General features: G+C 58.6%; 20 protein-coding genes and 4 pseudogenes. 22 read left to right on the top strand and 2 right to left on the bottom strand.

Annotated features, from left to right (window positions below; all coding sequences use genetic code 11):
- The first annotated feature begins 37 nt into the window (after positions 1-37).
- From ABH944_RS42530 to ABH944_RS42455, 16 genes and pseudogenes are all read left to right on the top strand, one after another.
- Positions 38-1,705, top strand: coding sequence for a GMC family oxidoreductase (locus ABH944_RS42530; RefSeq protein WP_404615074.1), 1,668 nt, complete (start codon positions 38-40; stop codon positions 1,703-1,705).
- Positions 1,706-1,823: 118 nt separating this feature from the next.
- On the top strand, positions 1,824-2,903 hold the full coding sequence (locus ABH944_RS42525; protein ID WP_404615076.1) for a sugar ABC transporter substrate-binding protein: 1,080 nt from the start codon (positions 1,824-1,826) through the stop codon (positions 2,901-2,903).
- Positions 2,900-3,919 carry an ABC transporter permease gene (locus ABH944_RS42520; RefSeq protein ID WP_404615078.1) on the top strand — a complete coding sequence of 340 codons (1,020 nt, stop codon included), beginning with the start codon at positions 2,900-2,902 and terminating at the stop codon, positions 3,917-3,919. Before ABH944_RS42525 ends, ABH944_RS42520 begins: the two co-directional genes overlap by 4 nt.
- A gap of 17 nt (positions 3,920-3,936) precedes the next feature.
- Positions 3,937-5,436: a sugar ABC transporter ATP-binding protein gene (locus tag ABH944_RS42515; RefSeq protein WP_404615080.1), complete on the top strand. Its 1,500-nt coding sequence runs from the start codon at positions 3,937-3,939 to the stop codon at positions 5,434-5,436.
- A gap of 7 nt (positions 5,437-5,443) precedes the next feature.
- Positions 5,444-6,403 (top strand): ABC transporter permease, encoded by a 960-nt coding sequence (locus ABH944_RS42510; protein ID WP_404615081.1) that lies wholly within the window; start codon positions 5,444-5,446, stop codon positions 6,401-6,403.
- Positions 6,404-6,453: 50 nt separating this feature from the next.
- On the top strand, positions 6,454-7,203 hold the full coding sequence (locus ABH944_RS42505; protein ID WP_404615083.1) for an electron transfer flavoprotein subunit beta/FixA family protein: 750 nt from the start codon (positions 6,454-6,456) through the stop codon (positions 7,201-7,203).
- Positions 7,204-7,216: 13 nt separating this feature from the next.
- Positions 7,217-8,149, top strand: coding sequence for an electron transfer flavoprotein subunit alpha/FixB family protein (locus ABH944_RS42500; protein WP_404615085.1), 933 nt, complete (start codon positions 7,217-7,219; stop codon positions 8,147-8,149).
- A gap of 31 nt (positions 8,150-8,180) precedes the next feature.
- Positions 8,181-9,188, top strand: a complete 1,008-nt coding sequence (locus ABH944_RS42495; RefSeq protein WP_404615087.1) for a Gfo/Idh/MocA family protein — start codon at positions 8,181-8,183, stop codon at positions 9,186-9,188.
- Entirely contained in the window at positions 9,188-9,985 is a 798-nt protein-coding gene (locus ABH944_RS42490) for a shikimate dehydrogenase family protein (RefSeq protein ID WP_404615088.1), read from the top strand. Before ABH944_RS42495 ends, ABH944_RS42490 begins: the two co-directional genes overlap by 1 nt.
- Before the next feature lie 243 nt (positions 9,986-10,228).
- Positions 10,229-11,251 (top strand): aldo/keto reductase, encoded by a 1,023-nt coding sequence (locus ABH944_RS42485; RefSeq protein WP_404615090.1) that lies wholly within the window; start codon positions 10,229-10,231, stop codon positions 11,249-11,251.
- 124 nt (positions 11,252-11,375) lie between these two features.
- Positions 11,376-12,398 (top strand): zinc-dependent alcohol dehydrogenase, encoded by a 1,023-nt coding sequence (locus tag ABH944_RS42480; RefSeq protein ID WP_404615092.1) that lies wholly within the window; start codon positions 11,376-11,378, stop codon positions 12,396-12,398.
- A 41-nt stretch (positions 12,399-12,439) separates the two neighbouring features.
- Entirely contained in the window at positions 12,440-13,918 is a 1,479-nt protein-coding gene (locus tag ABH944_RS42475) for a sugar ABC transporter ATP-binding protein (RefSeq protein WP_404615094.1), read from the top strand.
- A gap of 2 nt (positions 13,919-13,920) precedes the next feature.
- A complete protein-coding gene (locus ABH944_RS42470; protein ID WP_404615096.1) occupies positions 13,921-14,913 on the top strand; it encodes an ABC transporter permease in 993 nt (330 codons plus the stop codon).
- 23 nt (positions 14,914-14,936) lie between these two features.
- A complete protein-coding gene (locus ABH944_RS42465; protein ID WP_404615098.1) occupies positions 14,937-15,878 on the top strand; it encodes a substrate-binding domain-containing protein in 942 nt (313 codons plus the stop codon).
- Between the two features lie 167 nt (positions 15,879-16,045).
- Positions 16,046-16,168 (top strand): annotated as a pseudogene (locus ABH944_RS44695) (heme-degrading domain-containing protein); the annotation flags it as partial.
- A gap of 289 nt (positions 16,169-16,457) precedes the next feature.
- A complete protein-coding gene (locus ABH944_RS42455) occupies positions 16,458-17,237 on the top strand; it encodes an enoyl-CoA hydratase/isomerase family protein (protein ID WP_404615100.1) in 780 nt (259 codons plus the stop codon).
- A gap of 508 nt (positions 17,238-17,745) precedes the next feature.
- On the opposite strand, the gene ABH944_RS42450 is transcribed toward ABH944_RS42455, so the two are convergent.
- Positions 17,746-18,303 (bottom strand): hypothetical protein, encoded by a 558-nt coding sequence (locus ABH944_RS42450; protein ID WP_404615102.1) that lies wholly within the window; start codon positions 18,301-18,303, stop codon positions 17,746-17,748.
- A 107-nt stretch (positions 18,304-18,410) separates the two neighbouring features.
- Between ABH944_RS42450 and ABH944_RS42445 the strand changes: the two are divergent.
- The 4 genes and pseudogenes from ABH944_RS42445 to ABH944_RS42430 all read left to right on the top strand — a co-directional run.
- Positions 18,411-18,872 (top strand): annotated as a pseudogene (locus tag ABH944_RS42445) (IS21 family transposase); the annotation flags it as partial.
- 153 nt (positions 18,873-19,025) lie between these two features.
- On the top strand, positions 19,026-20,276 hold the full coding sequence (locus tag ABH944_RS42440) for a site-specific integrase (RefSeq protein WP_404615104.1): 1,251 nt from the start codon (positions 19,026-19,028) through the stop codon (positions 20,274-20,276).
- Positions 20,273-21,640: a tyrosine-type recombinase/integrase gene (locus ABH944_RS42435; RefSeq protein ID WP_404615107.1), complete on the top strand. Its 1,368-nt coding sequence runs from the start codon at positions 20,273-20,275 to the stop codon at positions 21,638-21,640. Before ABH944_RS42440 ends, ABH944_RS42435 begins: the two co-directional genes overlap by 4 nt.
- A 47-nt stretch (positions 21,641-21,687) precedes the next feature.
- A complete protein-coding gene (locus ABH944_RS42430) occupies positions 21,688-22,638 on the top strand; it encodes a tyrosine-type recombinase/integrase (RefSeq protein ID WP_404615109.1) in 951 nt (316 codons plus the stop codon).
- A gap of 123 nt (positions 22,639-22,761) precedes the next feature.
- Here ABH944_RS42430 and ABH944_RS42425 read toward each other — a convergent pair.
- Positions 22,762-23,223, bottom strand: a pseudogene (locus tag ABH944_RS42425) (IS21 family transposase); the annotation flags it as partial.
- A 107-nt stretch (positions 23,224-23,330) separates the two neighbouring features.
- On the opposite strand from ABH944_RS42425, the gene ABH944_RS42420 reads away from it, so the two are divergent.
- Together ABH944_RS42420 and ABH944_RS42415 are read left to right on the top strand one after the other, a co-directional pair.
- Entirely contained in the window at positions 23,331-23,465 is a 135-nt protein-coding gene (locus tag ABH944_RS42420; RefSeq protein WP_404615111.1) for a hypothetical protein, read from the top strand.
- 88 nt (positions 23,466-23,553) lie between these two features.
- Positions 23,554-23,771, top strand: a pseudogene (locus ABH944_RS42415) (transposase domain-containing protein); the annotation flags it as partial.

Genomic DNA, 23,771 nt, shown 5'->3' with positions numbered 1-23,771 from the left:
AAGCGCGTGGCCACAAAACACAGTATCGGAGACAGCAATGTATGACTATGTGATCGTAGGTGGTGGCGCTGCGGGTTGCGCGTTGGCGGCTCGCTTGAGCGAGGACGCAAACATCCGGGTGCTGCTGCTTGAGGCCGGCCCGGCCGACACCGACCCGTACATCCATATGCCGGTGGGGTTCTTCAAGATGACCAGCGGCCCGTTGACATGGGGTTATCACACTGCAGCGGTGACGGAAACACAGAAGCGTCAGATTCCCTTTGCCCAGGGTCGCGTGCTCGGGGGCGGCGGTTCGATCAATGCAATGGTCTATACGCGCGGTCAAGCCGCCGACTATGACGGCTGGGAGCGCGATGGCTGCACCGGTTGGGGCTTTCGCGACGGCGTGCTTCCGTACTTGCGCCGCATGGAAGACAACGAGCGCTTGTGTAACGAGTATCACGGCGTGGGCGGCCCGCTCGGTGTGTCGGATCTGATCACGGTTAACGAGTTGACGAAGGCTTTTGTCCTCGCCGGGCAGGAAGCAGGCATGCCGCACAACAGTGACTTCAACGGCGCGCAGCAGGCAGGCGTCGGCGTCTATCAGGTGACGCAACGCAATGGCAAACGCTGCAGCGCGGCGGTGGGTTATCTGCGCGATGCGCGCCCGAGACCCAATCTCACGATTCGCACTGACTGCCTTGTGTCACGCGTGGTGATCGAGAACAGCCGCGCAGTGGGTATTGAGTTTGCGCCGCGCGGCGAGCGCGCGAACGTGGAAATCGCGCGCGCCGAACGTGAGGTGATCGTTACTGCCGGCGCCATTGGTTCGCCGAAGCTGCTGATGCTCTCCGGCATCGGCCGTCCGGAGGATCTCAAGCGGGCAGGCATCAAGCCCGTGCATGCGTTGAGCGGCGTCGGTCAGAATCTGCAGGATCACTTTGACATCGATATTGTCTACGAACTCAATGGTCCTTATAGCCTCGACAAGTACGCGAAGAAGCACATGATGCTGCTTGCCGGCCTGGAGTACAAACTGTTCAACAAAGGGCCGGTCACGTCGAACATTGCTGAAGGCGGCGCGTTCTGGTATTCGGACAGCAGCGTGCCGACGCCCGATCTGCAGTTTCATTTTCTACCGGGTGCGGGTGTCGAGGCAGGCGTGCCGCCGGTACCGTCAGGTTCCGGTTGCACGCTCAATTCATATTTCCTGCGGCCGCACAGCCGGGGCAGCGTCACGTTGCACAGTGCTGATCCGGCCGATGCACCGGTAATCGATCCCGCTTACATTCGTGATCCTTATGATCTCAAGATCGCCGTCGAGGGTATCCGTCAGAGCCGCGAAATCATGAGTCAGGGCGCGTTGCGCAAGTACATCAAGAGCGAGCACTTTCCAGGCGGCAAGGTTCGTTCGCAGGCTGAGTACGAGTTGTATGCGCAGCAGTACGGGCGCACCGGCTATCACCCCGTGGGTACGTGCAAGATGGGCGTCGATGAAGCATCGGTCGTTGATCCGCAACTGCGCGTCCATGGCATTGCTGGCCTTCGGGTCGCGGATTCGTCGGTCATGCCGCGTATTGTCAGCTCGAACACGAACGCTCCCACGTTGATGATTGCCGAGAAGGCCGCTGACCTGATCCGCGGTCGGGTGGCGCAACCGTCCCACGTGTCGGGGCGGCTTGCGAGCACCGCATGTCACGCGAAGCATGAAACAGCGGCGGCCTGAACACGGCCACCACGCAGGAACAGGGAGGCTCGCACACCGTGCTGCCTTTATGTTTGCAGTAAATATCTGGTTATTTATCCACCCCTGATAACAGGGTTTTTTGTTCGGAGGAGACATCATGTTCAAACAAGACCAGCGCGCAGGCGTATCACGACGTGACTTCATCAAACTCGGCGCAGGCGCCGCCATCGCCGTGGCTGGAGGCGGGGTGTCGGGTCTTTCGTTCGGAGCAGAGCAGACCACGCTCGCCTGTTCGTTTCGCTCACTGACCAATCCCTACTACACTGCATTCAACAAGGGGGCACAGAACTTTGCCAAGAGCGTTGGGCTGCCCTATGTGCCGCTCACCACGGAAGGCAGTTCGGAAAAAGGAATTGCTGACATTCGTGCACTGCTGCAGAAGACCGGCGGCAACCTCGTCCTCAATATCGACCCGAACGATTCTGCGGATGCACGGGTCATCGTCGAGACATGCCAGAAGGCCGGCGCGTTCGTGACAACGATCTGGAACAAGCCGAAGGACCTTCATCCGTGGGACTTCAACCCGAACTACGTTGCGCATCTCTCATTCGACGGCGTGGCATACGGCGAGGCGACCGCGACCGAACTGTTCAAGGCCATGGGCGGCAAGGGCGGTGTCGTGGCGCTCGGCGGTATTTTCAGCAACGTGCCGGCCATTGAACGCAAGGCAGGGCTGATGGCCGCGTTGAAGAAGTTTCCGGGTATCGAGTTGCTGGATTTCCAGGTGGCCGATTGGGACTCGCAAAAGGCTTTCCCGATCATGCAGGCCTGGCTGACTCGCTTCAACTCCAAGGTAAAGGGTGTCTGGGCAGCCAACGACGACATGGCGCTTGGCGCGATCGAAGCGCTCCGTGCCGAAGGACTTGCGGGTCAGCTGCCGGTGTCCGGGATGGACGGCACCACTCCCGGTCTCGCGGCCGTCAAGGTGGGGGAACTCGTGACAACGGTCGACTGGGACCCTTATTGGCTGGGCGGCATTGGCCTGTCGATGGGTCTTCAGGCGAAGAACAAAAAAGTCGATATCGCTACCTTGCCCAAGGACCAGCGCGAGTCGTTCTGCAAGGCGACGCTCGTGACGAAGCCCAATGTGCAGACGGTGATTGCCCGCGAGTCGGCGCCGAGCATTGATTGGAACAACCTGTATGCCCGAGTGGCGGGACCCGTGGTGTATCGATGAACAAGCTCACTGCAGCGCCTACCCGGCAGGCCATACGCTTACCAACAACCGGGACCCGGTTCGTTTCGACGCGCGCACTGGTACGACGATTTTCGCCGCTACTGGTTCTCCTGGCGCTCGGCGTTTGCATTGGCGCGTGCAATCACGATTTTTTCGATCCGATGAACCTGTCGAGAATCGCGATCGCCGCCGCCATCCCGCTCACCATTGCACTGGGCGGAACCTTCGTCATTCAGATCGGCAGCATCGACCTGTCGGCGGAAGGCGTTGTGGCGGTCGCGGCTATTACCGTGTCGATGCTCGTTGAGAACTCGTACAACGACAATCACTTCGGGCTGTGGGTGCTGGCGGTGGCGATTGCTGCGGGCGCCGTGCTGGGCCTTACCAACGGCGTGCTGCACGTGTTCCTGCGCATTCCGTCGTTTATCACTACGCTGGCGGTCGGTTTTGTCGCGTCGGGGATCGGAACGGCGTGGCTGTCGGGCAATACGATCCGTGTCAGTGACACGGCACTGCGCTCGATCTCAATCACGCGCTACTTCGGTCTGCCGTTGTCCGTATGGATCGCGGTGCTGTCGCTTGGTGTGGCGTGGTTTATCTACCGGCATACGCTGTTGGGTCGTCACACCCTGGCTATTGGCGGCGGAGAAGATCTCGCGCGGCTGAGCGGCGTGCGGGTGAGCCGCGTGCGCATTGCCATTTTCGCGCTGGCCGGGGCCTTTTATGGTGTGGCGGGCATCCTTGCTGTCGCGCAATACGGCCAGGGACATGCGCTTATCGCCAATGGACAACTGTTTGTTGCCATCACCGCGATTGTCGTGGGCGGAACCTCGCTCGCTGGCGGTAACGGCAGTCCCATGAACACGCTGATCGGCACACTCGTGGTGGTGGTACTTGCCAACGGCATGGTTTTGCTCGGCGTACCGCCTTATGTTCAGCAAGGCATCCAGGGTCTCCTGATCATCGTCGCGGTCACGCTGGCGCTTAATCGCTCGCGTCGGCACATTGTTAAATAAGTGGCCGGAGAATAGACATGCTGACACTCAATAACGTCACTAAACGCTTTCCCGGCGTACTAGCCCTGGACAATGTAAGCATCGAAGTCAGGCCGAATGAAATTGTGGGCCTGATTGGTGAGAACGGTGCGGGTAAGTCCACGCTCATGAAGTTGCTGACGGGTGCATACCATCAGGACACCGGCGAGATCATGCTTAACGGCAAACCGATGGTGATCCGAAGTCCACGCGACGCCACCTCGAAGGGCATCGCGATGGTGTACCAGGAACAGTCGATCCTGCCGAACCTCACAGTCGCAGAGAATCTGTTCCTGGGTCGTGAAGAGGACTTCGTCACCTTCGGCCGCTTGAACTGGAAGAAGCTCAAGCAAGCAGCGCGCAAGGAACTTGCCACGGTGCATCTGGACATCGATCCTCTCACCCTGTGCGAGGACCTCTCGTTTGGTCAGCGTCAGATGGTGGAACTTGCACGCGCCCTTTCCCTCGCTAGCCGAACCGGTGGCACCCCAATCATCTTGCTGGACGAGCCCACTTCGGTACTCGAGGCCGCAGAGATCGAGATTCTGTTTCGGCTTGTTGGCGAACTCAAGTCGCGCGCTTCGTTCGTGTTCGTCTCGCATCGGCTGGACGAACTCCTATCGCTTAGCGACCGCGTGTATGTGATGAAGGACGGCAAGGTGGTTGCCAACATGCCGGCCGCCAGCGCGTCAGTGGCGCAGCTTCACGAACTGATGGTGGGTCGTTCGATGCACGGCGAGTACTACCGCGAGAATCTGCAAAAGCCGTGCCGCGACGAGGTTGCCTTGTCGGTGAATCATGCGTCGCAGGGACATGCGCTGAACGATGTCTCGTTTGAGGTTTATCGCGGCGAGGTGTTCGGTGTAGCGGGGGTGGTCGGATCGGGTCGCGAGGAGTTGTGCCGGGTGATCGCAGGACTTGAAAAGCTCGATGCCGGTGAGGTGATGGTAGGCACAACGCGCCTCAGGCCGCAGGCGAATCATGCAGTCGCGTTGGGTATCGGATACGTTCCGCGTGAGCGGAAAGTGGAAGGGTTGGTGACCCAGATGAGTGTGGCGCAAAACCTGACGCTGCCGCGTCTTGGCGCGGTCAGCCGTGCCGGCGTGGTGCGCAAGGCGAGCGAACGCGTGATTGCGACCGAGTGGATTGATCGTCTGCATATCAAGACGCCGGGCCCCGATGCATCCTGCCGCAATTTGTCGGGCGGCAACCAGCAGAAGGTGGTGCTCGCGAAATGGCGTTTTGCAGGCAGTCAGATCCTCGTGCTCGATCATCCCACCCGCGGTCTCGACGTAGGCGCGAAGGAGGAGGTCTACCAACTCATCCGGGAACTGTCAGCGGAAGGCGTTGCAGTGGTACTCACCGGCGACACCCTCGAAGAAATTCTCGGTCTCAGCCACCGTGTGATGGTGATGCGCGACGGGCGCGCCCAAACCATCCTGCCGTGCGTGGTCGGGCAAAAGCCCTCGCAGGTCGAAATTGTAGAACACATGGTCTGAGGTCAACATGCCACATCTGAACGCAACGCTTAAGGCGAAGCTTAGCGAAAACGCGCCCTTCGTCGCTCTAGTCGCACTGTATTTGCTGATTGAAATAGCGCAGCCAAGTTTCCTTGCACCGTCGACGCAGCTAGGCTTGCTGGCCGACAGTTCCACGTTGTTCATCATGGCAGCCGGCACGACGTTCGTGGTGCTACTCGGCAGTATCGACCTGTCATTGCAGGCAGTCGCGTCGCTCTCGAGCGTGATCGTCGCCATGTTGCTGCCGCGTTATGGCGCGCTGGCCGCTGTGATTGCGCTCGCAGCATCGATCGGGATTGGTCTTCTGAGCGGAGTGATTCAGACAATGTTAAGGATTCCCTCATTTATTGCGACGCTCGCCGTGGGCGGGATCGCATCGGCAGCTGCGCTGACGCTCTCAGGTACGCGCTCGATCGGGATCAGCGACGAGACGCGCAACGCCTCGCTTGGCTGGACCACTGGTTCCTCGTTCGGCATGCCCCACGAGATCCTGCTCGGCGTCGCGGTGTTCGCATTTTGCATTTTTCTACATCGTTCGACGATATTTGGGCGGCACGTGGATGCCATAGGTGCGGGCGAGCCTGCGGCTATCGCGTCGGGCTTGCATGTGTCGGGGACCAAGTGCCTGGTGTTCGCCACGTCGTCGTTTTTTGCCGGACTGGCTGGCGTTGTAATGGCCGGGCGCCTGGGTAGCGGATCGCCTACGCTGGCAAACCAGTTCCTGCTGCCCGCTATTGCCGCGGTGATCGTCGGCGGGACTGCGCTAACCGGCGGCTCGGGAGGCATTGCGCGAACGCTGGTTGGCGCATTGCTGGTATCGGTTGCACGCGTTGGCATGACCTTCGTCGGTATCAGCGTGTTTGCGCAGCAGATCGTGTTCGGGATGATCCTGATCATCGCAGTGACTGTTGCCTTTGACCGCTCGAAGGTACTGATCATCAAGTAAATTCAGGTCCGGTAGTTTCCAGCCGGCTTTTAATGAGGGAGTTGTTGCAGATGAAAATTCTGGTGCCGGTCAAGCGTGTGGTTGACTACAACGTGAAGGTACGCGTGAAATCAGACGGTAGCGGCCTGGACGTCGCGAACGTGAAGATGTCCATGAATCCGTTTGATGAGATCGCGATCGAAGAGGCGGTACGACTGAAGGAAGCGGGCGTAGCGTTGGAGGTCATTGTCGTGTCTTGCGGCGTGACGCAATGCCAGGAAACGCTGCGCACCGCGCTGGCGATCGGCGCGGATCGCGCAATCCTGATCGAGTCATCAGAAGAGTTGCAGCCGCTCGCGGTGGCAAAGCTGCTGAAGGCACTGGTCGACAAGGAACAGCCCTCATTGATCATCCTTGGCAAGCAGGCCATTGACGACGATTCAAACCAGACGGGCCAGATGCTGGCTGCGCTGGCTGGGTTGCCGCAAGCCACCTTCGCGTCAAAGGTGGTCGTGGCAGACGGCCGAGCGACCATTTCGCGTGAAGTCGATGGCGGTTCGGAAACGCTGTCCCTGAGCTTGCCAGCCGTGATTACCACGGATCTGCGTCTGAATGAGCCGCGTTACGTGACGCTGCCCAACATCATGAAGGCGAAGAAAAAGCCGCTGGAAACGTTCAAACCCGTAGAGCTGGGTGTTGATGTGACACCGCGCCTGAAGACCCTGAAGGTTGTCGAGCCGCCGCAACGTGCGGCTGGTGCGAAAGTGCCGGATGTAAAGATGCTGGTTGAGAAGCTAAAGAGCGAAGCCAAGGTGTTGTGAGGAGATGGACGAAATGACGAATCTGGTAATTGTTGAACACGACGGTTTATCGATCAAGCCCGCAACGCTGAATACGATTGCAGCCGCGCAAAAGATTGGTGATGATATTCACGTGCTGGTTGCGGGTTACAACGCGCAGGCTGCAGCGGATGCAGCAGCGAGAATCGCTGGTGTTTCAAAGGTGCTGCTGGCCGACGCCCCGCAACTCGAAGCGGGTCTGGCAGAAAATATTGAAGCAACGGTGCTTGAGATTGCGAGGGACTACACACACATCCTTGCGCCGGCCACCGCCTACGGCAAGAATATCGCGCCGCGCATCGCCGCGAAGCTGGAGGTCGCGCAGATCAGCGACATTACTGCAGTGATCAGCGCCGATACCTTTGAGCGCCCGATCTATGCAGGTAATGCGATTGCGACAGTTCAATCGACTGATCCGATCAAAGTGATCACGGTCCGCGCAACCGGTTTCGACGCCGCTGCGGCAGAAGGCGGCAGCGCAACGGTCGAGAAAATCGAAGCTGCACCAGATACCGGCCTGTCACAGTTCGTGAGCCGTGAAGTGACGAAGCTGGACCGTCCGGAGCTTACGTCGGCGAAGATCATCGTTTCGGGTGGCCGCGGTTTGGGCAACGGCGAAAACTACAAGAAGGTTCTAGAACCGCTAGCCGACAAGCTGAACGCAGCACTGGGGGCCTCGCGCGCCGCGGTCGACGCGGGCTTCGTGCCGAACGACTATCAGGTCGGCCAGACCGGCAAGATCGTCGCGCCGAAGTTGTACATTGCCATCGGAATCTCGGGTGCCATCCAGCATCTGGCGGGCATGAAGGACTCAAAGGTCATCGTGGCAATCAACAAGGATGCCGAAGCACCGATCTTCAGCGTTGCCGATTATGGTCTTGTCGGCGATCTGTTCGACACGGTGCCTGCGGTGACCGCATCGGTCTAACGCGATCCCTAATCCCAATAGGGAGGTCAAAATGCACAAGACCGGAATTGCGATCGTTGGCGTCGGCCTGGCCGCCACACCCCACGCGCTTGCGCTCAACGACCTGCGCGACCAAGTAGAAGTGGTTAGTGTGGTGGGACGCTCGCGTGAACGGCTCGAGCCATTTGCGCATCAGTATGGCTTCCCACTCGGTGAATCGTATGAGGGCGTGCTTGAAGATCCCCGTGTCGACGTCGTTCTGATCTTGACGCCGCCGCACACGCATCTTGATCTTGTCCTGCGGGCTGCGGCAGCGCGCAAACATGTGTTGCTTGAAAAGCCGCTCGACATCTCGATTTCACGCGCTGAACTTCTAGTGCAAGCATGCCGCGACGCCGGCGTGCGTCTCGGTGTCGTGTTTCAGAACCGTTTCCGACCTGCCGTGCAGCGGCTTGCCTCCTTGGTGCACTGCGGTGCGCTCGGCCCGCTCGCTTATGCGGGACTCGATCTGCGTTGGTGGCGTCCGCAGCCTTACTACGACGAACCCGGCAGGGGCACCTATGCGCGTGATGGCGGCGGCGTACTGATGACGCAAGCGATCCATTCGCTCGATCCGCTGATGTGGCTGGCGGGCGACGTGTCATCCGTGACGGGCATAACCGCGACGACCTTGTTGCATTCGATGGAAGCGGAGGACTTCGCAAGCGCCGCCCTCAGATTTGAAAGTGGCGCGTCCGGTTATGTGCTTGCGACCACCGCTGCGTTTCCCGGCTTTCCTGAACGCATTGAAGTGGCCGGCAAAAACGGCACGGCGGTGCTCGAAGGAAGCGCTCTGCGCGTGGTCTTCCAGGATGGCCGCACCGATGAATTTCGTGATCCGTCTTCTTCGGGCTTCAGCGCGAAGCCGATGGACTTTTCTCATACCGCGCATCGTGAGTTGATCAAGGACTTTTGCGCGGCTATCCGCGAGGATCGGGCACCTTCCATTGTTGGCGAAGACGCACTGCGCGTACAACGGTTGATCGAACGTATCACGCTTGGGCACGGGGGAACATCCTGATGCAGATCGACGGAGACACAAGGATCGTTGCTATCGTGGGGGACCCCATCGGGCAGGCGAAATCGCCCGAACTGTTCAACGCGCTGTTCGAGCGGCACGACGTCAATGCTGTACTGATTCCGCTGCAGGTCCCGCCCGCGAAACTCGGTGCTGTACTCGAAGGCTTGCGGAGCATCGTCAACCTGGCGGGCGTGGTCGTTACCGTGCCGCACAAGATTGCTGCAGCCGCCTACGCCGCGGACTTGTCCGAGGCGGCCCGGCAGACCGGCAGCGTCAACTGTCTGCGTCGGGAAGCGGACGGCATATGGACGGCCGCCATGTTTGATGGCGTCGGCTTTGTGCAAGGCCTCCATGCCTGCAACCATGTGGTGCGCAACAAGTCGGTGCTGCTTGTTGGAACCGGCGGCGCAGGCGCGGGAGTCGCACACGCCCTGGTCGATGCAGAAGTCACGTCGCTTGATCTGTTCGATAGCAACCCCCAATCGCTGCAACGCCTGGAAGACGCACTGCGCTCGCGTGGCGGGTCTACGCTGATCCGCCGAAGCGGTCCGGTCGCGCAGGCTACGCACGATCTAATCGTCAATGCGACGCCATGCGGGATGCGCACGAGCGATCCGCTACCGATCGATTTGACTGGAGCGAGTCCGAACGCAGTGGTGGCGGACCTCATCATGAAACCTGCGCAAACGCGCTTGCTTGAAGACGCCTCGGCGCGCGGCCTCGTTGCGCATCCGGGCCGTCATCTACTCGAAAGCTCGGTGGACGTGATGGCCGCTTTTCTGCGGCTTATGCCCTAATCATGTCCTCGCCAGGGCCGCTGTCATGGCGCAACTCTAGGCGCCTGATCGAAAGTTGCACAAAGCCGCAAGAAGTCAGGGAAAACCCGCTTGATAGATGTTTCGCAGCGGCCTAATATCATTTCTAAGTAACCATCCGGTGAGTTACTAAAATTAAGATCGGATAGACAACTGAACTCACGGAAACAACTACTTCGCACAGGCCCGATAAGCGCCAACTCCGGTCGACACAGGAGACAAGGAATGGATCCAGTAGCAAAACGTAAATGGCTGCGCTCAGGGCTCGAAACCACTGTGATGGGTTTCGGCGCTGCGCCGATCGGCAATATTTTCAGGCCGATCAGTGAAGAGGATTCGGTCGCCTTGATCAAGGCAGCGTGGGACTCGGGTGTACGCTACTTCGACACCGCGCCCATGTACGGTCACGGTCTAAGCGAAGCGCGCTGCGGGCAGGGACTTCGCTGGTATCCGCGTGAACAGTTTGTACTGTCGACCAAGGTTGGACGCATTCTGAAGCCGCGCAAGCGCGCCGAGATCAACTTTGCGCCTTGGGTTGACGGACTGCCGTTTGAACCTGTTTTCGACTACAGCTATGACGGCACGATGCGCTCGATCGAGGACAGTCTGCAGCGGCTCGCGCTGGAACATATCGACATCGCGCTGATTCACGACATCGACGTATTTACACATGGCAAGCGTCAGCCTGAGATGTTCGAGGCTGCGATGGCTGGTGCCTCGAAAGCACTGCTCAAGCTTCGGGACGAAGGCGTCGTGAAAGCGGTGGGTCTTGGTGTCAACGAGTGGCAAGTCGCGCACGAAGCGATCCGCCGGCAAGATTTCGACTGCCTGCTGCTGGCGGGCCGCTACACCTTGCTCGAACAGGACGCGCTGGACGGCTTCCTGCCTCTATGCGAAGAACGGCAGGTCTCAGTGATTCTCGGTGGCGGTTACAACAGCGGCATTCTGGCGACGGGCGCGGTGGCAGGTGCGAAGTATAACTATGCACCTGCGCCTGAGGCGATCCTCGAACGCGTGCGCAAGATGGAGCAGGTATGTCGGGAATACTCGGTGCCGCTCAAAGCGGCGGCGCTGCAATTCGTTCTGGGCCATCCTGCGATCCCGACCAACATTCCCGGCGTGCGAACGGTCGCGCAGCTGGAAGACAACCTCCAAACCTTCAGGGCTGACATTCCACCCGCATTCTGGGCTGAACTGAAGCGCCGCGAGCTGATCCGGCAGGACGCCCCGACTCCTCAGCAGACCTGACTGCAGAACCTGGCCGGCTGGAACGAACTGTCCGGCTCGCCACCCGCCTTCCAGCCTCAAACGCCGCGGTTCGCCATGCGGCAGAGGCGATGTCGTCCTCGCGTTTATCGTCAGAGAGAAAGTCATGAAAGCTGCTGTACTCGTTGCGCCGAAGCAGTTCGAGTTGCGCGACGTGCCGATTCCCGAATGCGGCGCGTCCGATGTGTTGATCAAGGTAGAGCGCTGCGGTATATGTGGCACCGACCTGCACATCTATCACGGCAACTACTCTGCTCATCGCCTGCCATTGATTCCGGGCCATGAATTTTCGGGGACGATCGCGGAGATGGGTTCAGATGTGCAAGGACTGCGCGTCGGTCAGCCGGTAACGGCCGATATCAACCTCGGTTGCCGCAGCTGCTTTTACTGCCGCAAGAATGAAATCCTCAATTGTCCGCAGATGGTTCAACTCGGTATCCACGTGAACGGCGGCATGGCCGAATACGTGCGGGTGCCGGCCTATGCTGTCGTTCCGTTGCCGGCTGCGATGCCGATTGAAGAGGGCGCGATGGTCGAGCCGCTCTCATGCATCGTGCGCGCGTTTCGCAAAAGTCATTTGCGGCTGGGAGAAAGCGTGCTCGTCATCGGTGCAGGGCCGATCGGCCAGATGCATTTGCAGCTGGCGCTGCGTTCGGGCGCGGCACCGATCATCGTGGCAGAGCCTAACGCGCAGCGCGCGCAACTCGCGAAAGACCTGGGCGCGGATTTTGTCGTGACCGACGCTGCGCAACTGGAAGCCACCGTGCGGGCTGCAACTGATGGCCGCGGTGTCGACGTCGCGATTGAGAGCGTCGGTTCGACTGATCTCTATGAAAGGGCGCTGGCGTTGATCCGCCCGGGCGGGCGTGTGATCGCATTCGGTTTGGCCAAGCCGGGCCACACGTTCCGAATCTCAGCGCTTGATTTCGTTCTGCGTGAGCAGGGCGTGCAAGCAAGCGTGGCAGGAATGGGCGACGACATGCACGAGGCAGCGACTCTACTCGGCTACAAGCGTATCGACGTAGCGCCGTTCCTCACTACGATCTACCGGCTCGACGATGTCGAGCACGCATTCGCGCGTCTCGCGGAAGACAAGAGCGTGCTGAAGATCCAGTTGCAAGTCGCCTGAGTGACCCATCTTTCTCGCGTTGCCAACTCAAGAGGGGCGCCATGAATGCACTTGAAGTAAGAGGGATCAGCAAGGCTTATCCAGGTGTCCGCGCCCTTGATCAAATTGCCTTCGCGTGCAGCAAGGGGTCGGTCCATGCACTGGTCGGTGAGAACGGGGCAGGCAAATCGACGGTCATCAAGATCCTGAGTGGTGCCGTTGCTCCAGACGAAGGTGAATTGCTGCTGGACGGAGAACCTTATGCACCGGAGTCACCTAGTAAAGCGGCCGCAGCAGGCGTATCTACCATCTACCAGGAGTTCAATCTGATACCCGGATTGAACGTCGCAGAAAACATCTTCCTGGGGCGCGAGCGCGTCGGAGGCGGACTGCTTGAGAGCAAGTCCATGCGCCACGAAGCACAGGCGCTGCTGGAGCGTATTGGCGCGCCAATCGATGTTCGCCGGCGTGTCGGTACCTTGTCTGTCGCCGAGCAGCAGCTTGTGGAAATCGCCAAGTCGCTAGCCGTTTCTGCGCGAGTGCTGATCATGGACGAACCATCGGCAACGCTATCCGACCACGATATGATATTGCTTTATAACGTGGTCAGAAAGCTCTCTAGCGAGGGCGTAACAATCATCTATGTCTCGCATCGGCTGGATGAAATCTTCGACCTCTGTGACACCTGCACGGTGATGAAGGACGGGCGCTCCGTGTGCACGCGGCCCGTCGCAGAACTTAGCCGGGAGTCATTGATCCAGCTCATGGTGGGTCGTGAACTCGATACACGCTTTCCAGAAAAGCGGCCGGTAACGACCGGCGAGATCGTGCTTGAGGTCGAGTGTCTGCGTCTGGAAGAACGGGTGCGGGACATTACCTTTAGCGTTCGTGCGGGGGAGGTGGTGGGTCTTGCCGGACTCGTTGGTGCAGGCAGGACAGAGGTTGCCAGAGCAATTTTCGGCCTCGAGACCGTCGCCGCTGGCCGCATCTCGTTTCGGGGCCAAAGCCATCGGCCGCAATCTCCGTCGCAGGCTATCGCGGCGGGCATTGCGCTTGTTCCGGGAGATCGCAAGTTGCAAGGACTCGTGCTGGGGTTGAGCATTCGCGAGAATGCCATCTTGCCAACGTTGCGCAGCATCTGCCGGTTAGGTTTTGTCGAAAGCCGCCGGGAAAGGGAACGGGTCGCAAAAGTCTGCAAGCAACTAGCGGTATCGGCCTCGAGCGTGGAAGTGCCGGTCGTGACGCTTTCCGGTGGCAACCAGCAAAAAGTGGTCTTTGGCAAATGGATGGCGAGTTCCTTTTCGCTGCTGATTCTGGATGAGCCAACACGCGGTGTAGACGTGGGCGCGAAGACCGAGTTTTATCGACTCATTGATGCAATTGCACGTTCAGGTAAAGCAGTACTCCTGATTTCTTCTGGATTGCCGGAATTGATCGGTATGGCGGATCGCATTGTCGGCGTCCGCGACGGCGTGGTCACGGGTGAGGCGATGGCGCTCGGATCAACCGAAGAGTCCGTTCTACAAATGATTGCGAGGTAATCATGGCCCTGGCCAAATCACTACCGAATGTTAATTCCAGCGAGCGTTTCTCTAACAACGCATACCATCGTATTGAACTGTTTCAGCGATACGGCATCCTGGCAATTTTTCTGTTGCTCTGCGTCGCAGCTTCGTTGTCTTCACCGTTCTTTCTGACGCCTGACAATCTGCTCAACGTAGTGAGACAGGTGTCGGTCGTTGGTCTGACTGCCCTGGGCATGACATTCGTCATCCTCACCGCTGGCATCGACCTGTCAGTCGGGTCGATCCTCGCGTTGACGACGCTTGCTGTTGCAGGCCTTAAACCGTACGGGCCGGTTGCATCGCTTGCCGGCGGACTTGCTGTCGCCCTGGCCTGCGGCTGGCTGAACGGCTTCATCACGACCAAAGGACGCATCCAGCCGTTCATTGTCACCCTCGGCATGATGACGGCGCTCGTCGGTGTCGGTCTGGCTTATTCCGATGGCCAACCGGTGATCGGCGTGCCTGTTTCACTCGGATGGATTGGCCGCGGCCGACTCGGCGGTGTTCCAGTGCAAGCGATTCTGTTCATCCTGATAGCGCTGGCCTCGGTCGTGATCCTGAAGAAGACGCGTTATGGGCGACATGTCTACGCAGTGGGAGGCAATGTTGAAGCAGCGCGCCTCTCGGGTGTTGCAGTTGATCGGGTTCGCGTGATCGCGTACTGCTTGTCCGGGTTCTTCGCCGGACTCGGCGGCATAGTTATGGCGGCGCAACTGAACATTGGGGAGGCCAATCTCGGCAAAGGCCTCGAACTCGACGCAATCGCGGCGGTCGTCGTTGGCGGGACGAGTCTTGCCGGGGGTGCGGGCGGGATTGGCGGGACGATCATTGGTGTGTTGTTGATCGGCGTGCTCAACAACTTGCTCAACCTTCTTAACATCCCGGCATATACACAATTGATCGTGAAGGGCGCAATCATCGTGATAGCCGTCCTGATTCACGCTCAGCTTAGCCGTTCCAGGGGCCGATAGGTACCCGACACAAAGGAGACAAAATGAAAAACTCAACCATTGCGCATGCCTTGACTGCGGCGACGCTGTTGTTCAGCTCCATCAGTGCTGTGTGGGCTGCGCCGGACACCATCGGTCTATCGCAGGAAAGTCTGGACCATCCGTGGCTCGCGAATCAGCGCAGGCAGATCGAAGCAGCTTGTAACACTGCTGGCATCAGGCTTCTTGCTACAGACGGACAGGGAAATGTCGCGACACAGATCGCCGGCATTGAGGATATGCAGTCGAAGGGGATAAAACTGCTGCTGGTTCAGGCGGGCAAAGCGGAGGGCCTGCGTCAGGAATTGCAGAGTCTGAAAGAACGCGGCATCCCGTACATGTTCGTTGGTAAGCCAATTGAAAATGCTGGAGCAATTACCATGGTCTCGGGAGATAACCGCGGGCTAGGGGTTGACGCCGGGCAATTCTTTGTCGACAGCCTGATCCAGAAGTACGGCAAGCCCAAAGGTAATGTCGTGGTTATTGAAGGCATTCCCGGGGACGAGACATCACTAAATCGGGTCGGCGGTTTTTTGTCCATCGTGAAGAAGTATCCGGATATCAAGGTCGTTGCGTCCCAGCCCGGCGATTACCGTAGGCCCAAAGCGTATGAGGTCATGCAAAACATCCTTCAAGCGCATCCGCAAGGGACGATTGATATGGTGTTCGCTGCGAACGGTGAGATGGCTCTTGGCGTGATCCAGGCGATCAAAGAAAGCGGGCGGTCCAAGGAGATCAAGGTAACCGGGCTTGACGGGCAGAAGGAGGAGTTCGATGCGATCCGGGCGGGAGATGAATCGGCGACATGGCTGTATCCGCCGGCCGGCACGGAGGGCATGGCCGTGGCGCTCAAAATCCTGAAAGGCGAAAAGGTACCGCCCAAGATCGTTTTGCCGACGGTGCGCGTAACGAAGGACAACGTCGACACGGTCAAGCCGGCGTTTTAGTTTTAGACGTTGCGGCATAAGCGGTGCCTTTTGTAGCAGGGCGATCAATCGATCTCCAAACTAGTTTCAACAAACGGAAACGCATGATGAGACTTTTTGGCATGGAGCACGTAGGTTTCACGGTCCCTAATCTTGATGAGGCGGTCCGCTTCTTTGAGAAGGCTTTTGGGGCAGTCACGGTCTCCGGTTTGGCGCAGCGCGAAGATCACGAGCTAATCGTTGAGGCGTTATGCGCATTGCTGGACCACGATTACGCAGAACTTGCGCTTCCGCGTGAGGACCCCGAGTAACAGCATCCGCTCGAATCTTTGAGCGCTTTTCATCTTGCGAACCCACGCTTTGAGTAACTCATCGACCGCGACTTTTAACGCTTCGAAGGCCCTTGATAAGCCAGCGATTCTGTTGGAGGGCGAGGCTAAAAGGCGAGAGCGACTTAGGCCATCAATGCCAGGGTGGCTTGGTTTTCAGGCGCCGCTGTGGTCAAACCTGGTGGGGGATTGCAACGGTCGAATTTAGCGAGCGTATTTTAGCGCCGTGGAAAAATCTCCATATGACTCTTAGGCCCGAAGGCTCATTATCATGCCCAGTTCCAACATCCTTTTTTGCATCGACCGTCACGTCGCGACAGTCACGCTAGACCGCGGGGCACGGCACAACGCCCTAACGATGGCGATGCTCACAGATGTCGATCTCGCGCTTGCTGAGATCGAGAACGCGAAAGACGTACGCGTGGCGGTGTTTCGCTCGACCAGTCCGCGCTTTTTTTGCAGCGGCGCCGATATCGAAGAGTGGGGGGATATCGACCCCGAAGGAATGGGGAGCCGTTTCATCCGGGCCGGGAACCGTGTCTTCCGGCGTATCGCGGAGCTCGACATCCCGACTATTTCGGTGCTTTCCGGCAGTGCACTTGGCGGTGGATTGGAGCTCGCGCTGTCGTGCGACTTCAGATACGCGTCAACCAGCGCGATGCTTGGATTTCCGGAAGCGTCCGTGGGTGCGATTCCAGGCTGGATGGGATGCCAAAGACTTTCCGACCTGGTAGGCACAAGCCGGTCGCGAGAGCTTGTATTGCTCGGCGAGCCGATTACGGCCGTGAGAGCCGCTGAATGGGGGATTGTCAACGAGGCATTGCCGCAAGAGCAACTTGATGTGCGTGTGGCCGAAATCTGCGCTTTGCTTAAACGTCGGTCCAGCGCGTCTCTTTCCGTCGGGAAGCGACTATTGCGCATTGTCGAATCAGGGCAGGCCGAGCTTGCGCATGAATTCGCCGCGTCTGTGTGTAAAAGCACGCCTGACGCCGTCGAAGGTGTGAAAGCCTTCCGAGAAAAGCGGGATGCTGAGTTTTACCGAATGCTATGAGTCGAGCAAGGTGGGTCGGGGAAGAGATGACATAACAGGCGCACACGCCTGTCGCGGAGTTCGACGAATCAATTATCAGCCGGCAATACGATCGGCATTGCGCCTTGAACTACGAGTATTCCCCTTCAAACAATCACGCCAAGTGGGTCAGTCTGGCAACATCGTTGCGCCGCAACAGTACGGGCCGGCAACAACCCGGGACATGATTTCGATTCGCTCGGGCATGAAAGACTTTAGGATTACTGCTGCGGAATTCAGCGATGATCTCAATACAAAGTTCAGGTAGGAAGGAGGATCAGTGGAGAAGCTAGCGGTTATTCGCCAACTCGCAGCGGCTTCTGCCAACGCAGAGGACGCAGCGCTATGGCGTTGGTTTTCGGCTCTTTTTGAAGATCGTCGAATCAGGTGGTGCCAGTGCCATTCGGGTTGGCTGGTTTCCGTGGATCACCGACACGTTGCTACGGCCGACAGTTTCGAATGAGAGTGAACCAAACTGTGGGAGGTCAATTCACGCCGCTCGGCGCGCACTCGGCGAATTCGCCGCTACAAAAGTTTTGGTCAACCCGGCAAGTTTCTTAACCGAGAATTCCTTGTTGAGAACGGCAACTCTGACCTGTGCCAGACAGTGCGCTCCCTCGTCCGTCCATCGCATTTGTTGCTTCTTCGCCATGCGATGGCTGACCACCAGGTTCACCGCGGACTCTGCAATGCTGCTGCTGATCGGTAGTCCCTTGTGATAGCGCATTCCATAGTTCACCAGCTTACCGGCGTTGTGCTCGATGTAGAAGTACAGGCGGCGCAGGTTCCAGTACAACGTCGAGTGCTCATAGCCTTCCCTTGCCAGCAGCGTGGCGTCCAGGGCTTTGATGCGGAAAACGGATTGTCTGCCTTTTCCATGCCAAACCAGCCACTTGGCGTGATCGATCTCTGTCTCTACAGCGATTCGCTCTTCGGGCTCAATCGTCTGGCTTCCTAACACCGAGTTCTTGGCAGCCTTGAACTTCATCGCGATGTGAAACCAGTCCAGAACCCGGGCGGTCACCCAAATTCCTCCGGGTGTGGTCACTTCAAACTCCCCCACCTTGCGGTCCGATCTGAACAAGCCGACGTCGCCGATCGCACCACGTAGCAGGACGTTATTTTTACCTCCTTGGCCAGCCCGGGAGGTGGGAGTTGAACGTCTTGAAGCCGCATCAGCAAAGTACGGTGTTCACGTTGCTGGAACTCAACAAGAGCCAGCGCGAGATTCATCGGATCACTGGAATCGACCGCAAGACGATCCGCCGCTACACGGCGATCTTCGCTGCACGCGCAACTGCGTCCGCAAATTCCCCCATCCCCGCGACCATCGGCTTGGACCCCTCAGATCAAACTCCTCCACTCCCGCGACCACCGGCTTTTCAGGCCGCGCCTGCCGAAACGCATAGCTTCGATTTTGCCCGCTCGTTGTGCGAGCCTCACCGGAAATGGATCGAAGAACAGGTTCGTCTGCAGCGAAACGCCCAGGCTATCTATCAGGATCTTGTCGACGAGTTCTCGTTTGCTGCGAGCTATGAGAGCGTCAAACGGTTCGTGCGCGCGCTGCGACACATCGATCCCGCGCAATTTGACCGGCTCGATTTCCTGCCCGGCGAGTAATCGCAAGCTTGCGATTATTCGGCTAATCTGAAGGAGGCAGTAATTGGAAGGACACCGGCGAGTCGCCGGGCAGCCCGCATTTTTCGCGATTCTGCTTTCCATTACGAGCACGTGGCATCCTCAGGCTTGGTCATGTCCGAGGAGGTTCCCATGTCCGCTCCGCTATCAACTGATGAGATGTTGATCGAGAAACTGCTGGCTCATCTTAGGGCCGAGGGGTATTCCCTACGAATCCAGCGGTGGTATCCGGCTCGCGTACGTCAGTTGCTGGATTACTGCAACCGTAATGGACTGTCGATCGAATCCGTTCGCTCGGGGCACGTGACGCGGTTCTTGCGCGGGCAATATCGGCTCTCGCGGAAACAGTACAGCGAGTTGCCACCGTTTCAGAAATGGCGACATCGATACACCGGTGCCATCAATATGATGCTGCGTCTTGTGCATGGAGCATGGCCGGTCCCGGACCCACCGCGCAGCGCTCTCGAAGTCTTTCATCGCGATATCGTCAAGGACTACGACACGTGGTTGCGCGAGCTGCGTGGACTGCACCCACTGACACGAGCCAAGCGCACCAAGCATGCGTTGCAATTCCTAACGTCGCTTGGAAAGCGAGCAGATCAACGGGGTCTTGCGGACTTGAGCGTTCGCGATCTTGATGCGTACTTGAAGCAATCTTGTGACGGACTACGGCGCGGATCCATTGAAGATCGAACCGTCTGCCTCCGTGATTTTCTTCGCCACTTGTGGCACACGGGCCGAATCGCCATCGATCTCGCCGGCACCGTAATTGGGCCGCGCATCTATAAGCACGAAGACATTCCAGTCGCCCTTCGAACAGAGGAAGTGCAGCGGGTTCTGGAGGTGACTCGGAAGGATCTCTCACCGGTCGGTCTGCGCGACTACGCCGTCTTGATCCTGTTGTCGACCTACGGCCTACGGGCTGCAGAAGTCGTCAATTTACGCCTGGAGGACATCGACTGGAGGCGGGACGTTCTTTGCGTGCGCCACTCAAAGACAGGGACCTACTCCGAGCTTCCATTGCTACGCGAACCGGGCGAAGCTGTGCTCCGATACGTGGAGAAGGCGCGCCCGCCAAGCGTACATCGAGAGATATTCCTGCGTATCCAGACACCGCACCGCCCGTTCAAGAACGGGTCGATCCTCAACTGCATCACGAGCGCTCGTCTGCGAGCAGCCGGAGTCATTCCACAAGGAAGGAAAGGCCCCCACGCTTTTCGCCACGCACGCGCCGTGAGCTTGCTGCGATCTGGTGTGCCGCTCAAGATCATCGGCGATGTGTTGGGTCACACGTCTGCTGCGGCGACCGCAGAGTATCTGAAGCTTGCGACTGAGGATCTGCGAACCATCGGACTGGATCTGCCAGGAGGATTTTTACCATGACTCACTTACCATCCATCGATGCGGTACCCGTCGAGCGATTTTTGCGGGCGCAACGCTTTCGCCATCCGGCCACGTACAAGAACTATGCGGGCATTCTATGCAACTTCAACAGCTTTCTCGCGAAGCATGACGCGATTACTTCACCGGACGTCTCACTCGTGCAGCAATGGCTGAAGGAACACAGTCTCAAGTGGCAGGCACACATCCTCTATCACCGAACTTTCCTGATCGAGCGATATGTCCAGTGGTTGCACGCCCACGGACTCATCACGTCAAACCCATTTGCAGAATTACATCGGCAGTACGGCCCGCGCACCACGCCGATCGTTCGAGCCCTCGTCAGTGAGGATGGCAACGCAGCAATCCAGAAACAGCGCCGGCTTCCTCGTTTCGGAAGTTTCCTTGGAATAGTGATGGATGAGCATATTGCACACATGCGCGTCCTCGGTTATCGCTATCGCACCGAAGAGCAGAGACTGCTGCGCTTCGATCGCTTCCTGCAATACCATCCCGAGCTGGCCGGGCTTACGCTGGCCGAACTCGTCGAGCATTGGAGCGAGGAAGAACCGTCGCCGTACCATTTGTTTGAAGCTCGGAGAGCAGGCCGCACAGTGTCGAAAGCGATGCACCGGATCGACCCGCGGGTGCCGGTCCTGTCCACCGGAGATGGAGTAGCTCGCGCGGCTCGGCAACAGCAGCGATCCCCATATCTCTACACGGACGATGAGATACAGCGCATTCTCCAGGCGGCGCTGTTGTATCCCTCGCCGAAGGCACCGTGGCGTCCTGTCACCCTCTTCACAATGCTCGTGCTTGCCTACTGTGCCGGTCTTCGGGGAGGCGAGGTCGCGCGTCTGGTGCTTGGCGATGTCGATCTGCGTGAGCAGACTCTCGAGATCCGGGCGACGAAGTTCTTCAAGCGACGTCGCTTGCCTCTGGCCCCTGGAGTCATGACAGTGCTCCAGCACTATCTGGACATGCGTGAGCAAGCCGGCACTCCAACGAATCCTGAGAGCCCACTGTTCTGGAGTCCACAGCGAAACCGCGGCTACACAGTGGGTGGCATACGGCTTGTTCTGACGGATGTCCTGCGACGTGCGAACATCAAACCCGCGCACGGAGCGGTCGGGCCGAGAGTTCACGATCTGCGACATACGATGGTAGGCCATCGGATGCGCGACTGGTACAAGTCGGGAATCAACCCGCAATCCAGGCTTCCCTATCTCGCAACGTACCTCGGACACAAAGATATCCGCTCGACGCTGGTCTATCTGAACATCACACCAGAATTGCTGCAGGAAGCCGGCGAGCGCTTCCGTAGGAATGGCGCAGCAGCTCTCCAGACGAAGGATGGTGTGCTATGAAACCGAATTCACTCGCCTCTTTGTTGCACGCGTTCTTTCATGAATGGATGGACAAGCAGAGGAATCTCTCCCATCATACGGTATGGTCATATCGCGACACGTGGAAGATGTTCCTTCAATTTGCAGCCAGCCGGAGGCGACGGGAGATCGCGCAACTGTCGCTCGCGGACCTGCAGGCCAGCGACGTGATCGAGTTCCTCGACTATCTGGAGAAGGAAAGGAAGGTGTCCATCGGCACGCGCAACTGTCGACTTGCTGCCATCCATAGCTTCTTTACCTTCGTCGCCCATCGCGAGCCGCTGGCGATCGCGCAATGCGCAGAGATCGCATATATTCCGGTCAAGAAGAGATCCCGGCCTGCCATGTGCTACATGGATGCCGACGAAATCGCGGCGGTCCTTCGAGAACCCGACCAATCGAGCCCGGAAGGACAGAGGGATCACGCGTTGCTAGCGTTCCTGTACAACACGGGAGCACGAATCCAGGAGGCACTGGATGTGTGCCCACGGGCCATCCGCTTTGAATCCCCCGCGCAAGTTGAGCTGCTCGGCAAGGGCCGCAGGAGTCGCATCTGCCCCTTGTGGCCGGAAACGGTGGACATAATCAAGGCGCTGCTGAGGCGACAACCGCGTTCGGATGACGAGCCCATCTTCGTCAATCGATACGGCCAGCCGCTCGGTGCAGTTGGGGTTCGCTTCAAGCTCAAGCAGTACGTTCAGTCAGCTTCGCAGCGCGTGCCATCTCTCGCGGCAAAGCGAATCACGCCGCACACGTGGCGTCACAGTGTCGGAGTTCAGCTCGTCGCTGCCGGTGTCGACGTGTCGGTGATCCGTAGTTACCTCGGGCACGTGCGACTGGACACGACCAATCACTATGCTCGCGCCAATTTGGATACCAAGCGAAAGGCGCTCGAACAGGTCGACCCATCAACGAAGCCCGGTCGGCCGCCGCGATGGAAGCGGAATCCGGAGTTGCTGACCTGGCTCGACTCTCTGTGAAAAGCACGCGCCCATAATGAGAAGGTCGTGCGGCCTACCAGCCAGCAGATTCCGGGGGGTAGGCCATTTCCTTCTTATAACGAGGCGCTTCCCATTAGGCGAGTAATCGCAAGCTTGCGATTATTCGGCCGGCAGAAACTCAAGACGGTCGAATTGTTCCGGATCGATATGGCGCAAGGCACGCACGAACCGTTTGACGCTCTCGTAGCTCGCGGCAAACACGTATTGATCAACGAGATCCTGGTAGATAGCCTGAGCGTTTCGTTGCAAGCGAACTTGCTCTTCGATCCATTGCCGATGGGGCTCGCACAATGAACGGGCGAAATCGAAGTTGCACGCCTTCGTCAACGCGGCCTGAAAAGCCGGTGGTCGCGGGAGTGGAGGAGTTTGGTCAGTGTCCTTCGAGCCGATGGTCGCGGGGGCGGGGGAATTTGCGGCCGTGGGCGCTCGTGCCGCGAAGATCGCCATGTAGCGGCGAATCGTCTTGCGGTCGATTCCGGTGATCCGATGAATCTCACGCTGGCTCTTCTTGAGCTCCAGTAGCGTGAACACGGTACTTTGCTGATGCTGCTTCAAGACGTTCAACTCCCACCTCCAAGGCTAACCAAGGAGGTAAAAATAACGTCCTGCTACATGGCGCGATCCGCGGCTATGGCTTGCTTAGCTTGGACCGGAAGGTGGAGGAGTTTGAAGTGACCATACCCGGAGGAGTTTGCGTGACCGCCCGGGTCAAGGAGCGCGCGCTCGCGCACGCCACGGCGAGCGGTATCGCGCCGACACGCTATAAACCTCCAGACCCGTTGCTCGCATTCCTGGAGGCTCTCTGATAATGCCGACAATCCAAGCGACCGGGAACAGAGATCCGCCCAACCGTCGTGTGCGTCGATTCATGACGCGGCATAATCGGGGAGTCAGCATAATATTCTGGAAAGAGATATCAGGCCATTTGCAACATCGAGAAATTCATGGCTCTTCTCTGACACAGTTGCAGGCGCGAAGGCGAGCGCCATTGTCTATAGCCTCGTGCTGACATGCCGAGCCTGCAACGTTGAGCCCTATGCGTATCTGCATCATGTGCTCACCGAGATGCCACAACGGGCATCGGACGCTGACATCAGCGACCTGCTGCCGTT

It is taken from the genome of Caballeronia udeis, from assembly GCF_044909315.1.
In the GTDB taxonomy this organism is placed as follows: domain Bacteria; phylum Pseudomonadota; class Gammaproteobacteria; order Burkholderiales; family Burkholderiaceae; genus Caballeronia; species Caballeronia udeis_A.
Note: the sequence above shows the minus strand (reverse complement) of the source record. Positions and strands in the feature narration are given on the sequence as shown.

What these genes read in the sequence shown, in the direction of transcription:
- ABH944_RS42530 (WP_404615074.1), top strand. Translation starts at nt 38, where the DNA reads ATGTATGACTATGTGATCGTAGGTGGTGGCGCTGCGGGTTGCGCGTTG.
- ABH944_RS42525 (WP_404615076.1), top strand. Translation starts at nt 1,824, where the DNA reads ATGTTCAAACAAGACCAGCGCGCAGGCGTATCACGACGTGACTTCATC.
- ABH944_RS42520 (WP_404615078.1), top strand. Translation starts at nt 2,900, where the DNA reads ATGAACAAGCTCACTGCAGCGCCTACCCGGCAGGCCATACGCTTACCA.
- ABH944_RS42515 (WP_404615080.1), top strand. Translation starts at nt 3,937, where the DNA reads ATGCTGACACTCAATAACGTCACTAAACGCTTTCCCGGCGTACTAGCC.
- ABH944_RS42510 (WP_404615081.1), top strand. Translation starts at nt 5,444, where the DNA reads ATGCCACATCTGAACGCAACGCTTAAGGCGAAGCTTAGCGAAAACGCG.
- ABH944_RS42505 (WP_404615083.1), top strand. Translation starts at nt 6,454, where the DNA reads ATGAAAATTCTGGTGCCGGTCAAGCGTGTGGTTGACTACAACGTGAAG.
- ABH944_RS42500 (WP_404615085.1), top strand. Translation starts at nt 7,217, where the DNA reads ATGACGAATCTGGTAATTGTTGAACACGACGGTTTATCGATCAAGCCC.
- ABH944_RS42495 (WP_404615087.1), top strand. Translation starts at nt 8,181, where the DNA reads ATGCACAAGACCGGAATTGCGATCGTTGGCGTCGGCCTGGCCGCCACA.
- ABH944_RS42490 (WP_404615088.1), top strand. Translation starts at nt 9,188, where the DNA reads ATGCAGATCGACGGAGACACAAGGATCGTTGCTATCGTGGGGGACCCC.
- ABH944_RS42485 (WP_404615090.1), top strand. Translation starts at nt 10,229, where the DNA reads ATGGATCCAGTAGCAAAACGTAAATGGCTGCGCTCAGGGCTCGAAACC.
- ABH944_RS42480 (WP_404615092.1), top strand. Translation starts at nt 11,376, where the DNA reads ATGAAAGCTGCTGTACTCGTTGCGCCGAAGCAGTTCGAGTTGCGCGAC.
- ABH944_RS42475 (WP_404615094.1), top strand. Translation starts at nt 12,440, where the DNA reads ATGAATGCACTTGAAGTAAGAGGGATCAGCAAGGCTTATCCAGGTGTC.
- ABH944_RS42470 (WP_404615096.1), top strand. Translation starts at nt 13,921, where the DNA reads ATGGCCCTGGCCAAATCACTACCGAATGTTAATTCCAGCGAGCGTTTC.
- ABH944_RS42465 (WP_404615098.1), top strand. Translation starts at nt 14,937, where the DNA reads ATGAAAAACTCAACCATTGCGCATGCCTTGACTGCGGCGACGCTGTTG.
- ABH944_RS42455 (WP_404615100.1), top strand. Translation starts at nt 16,458, where the DNA reads ATGCCCAGTTCCAACATCCTTTTTTGCATCGACCGTCACGTCGCGACA.
- ABH944_RS42440 (WP_404615104.1), top strand. Translation starts at nt 19,026, where the DNA reads ATGTCCGCTCCGCTATCAACTGATGAGATGTTGATCGAGAAACTGCTG.
- ABH944_RS42435 (WP_404615107.1), top strand. Translation starts at nt 20,273, where the DNA reads ATGACTCACTTACCATCCATCGATGCGGTACCCGTCGAGCGATTTTTG.
- ABH944_RS42430 (WP_404615109.1), top strand. Translation starts at nt 21,688, where the DNA reads ATGGACAAGCAGAGGAATCTCTCCCATCATACGGTATGGTCATATCGC.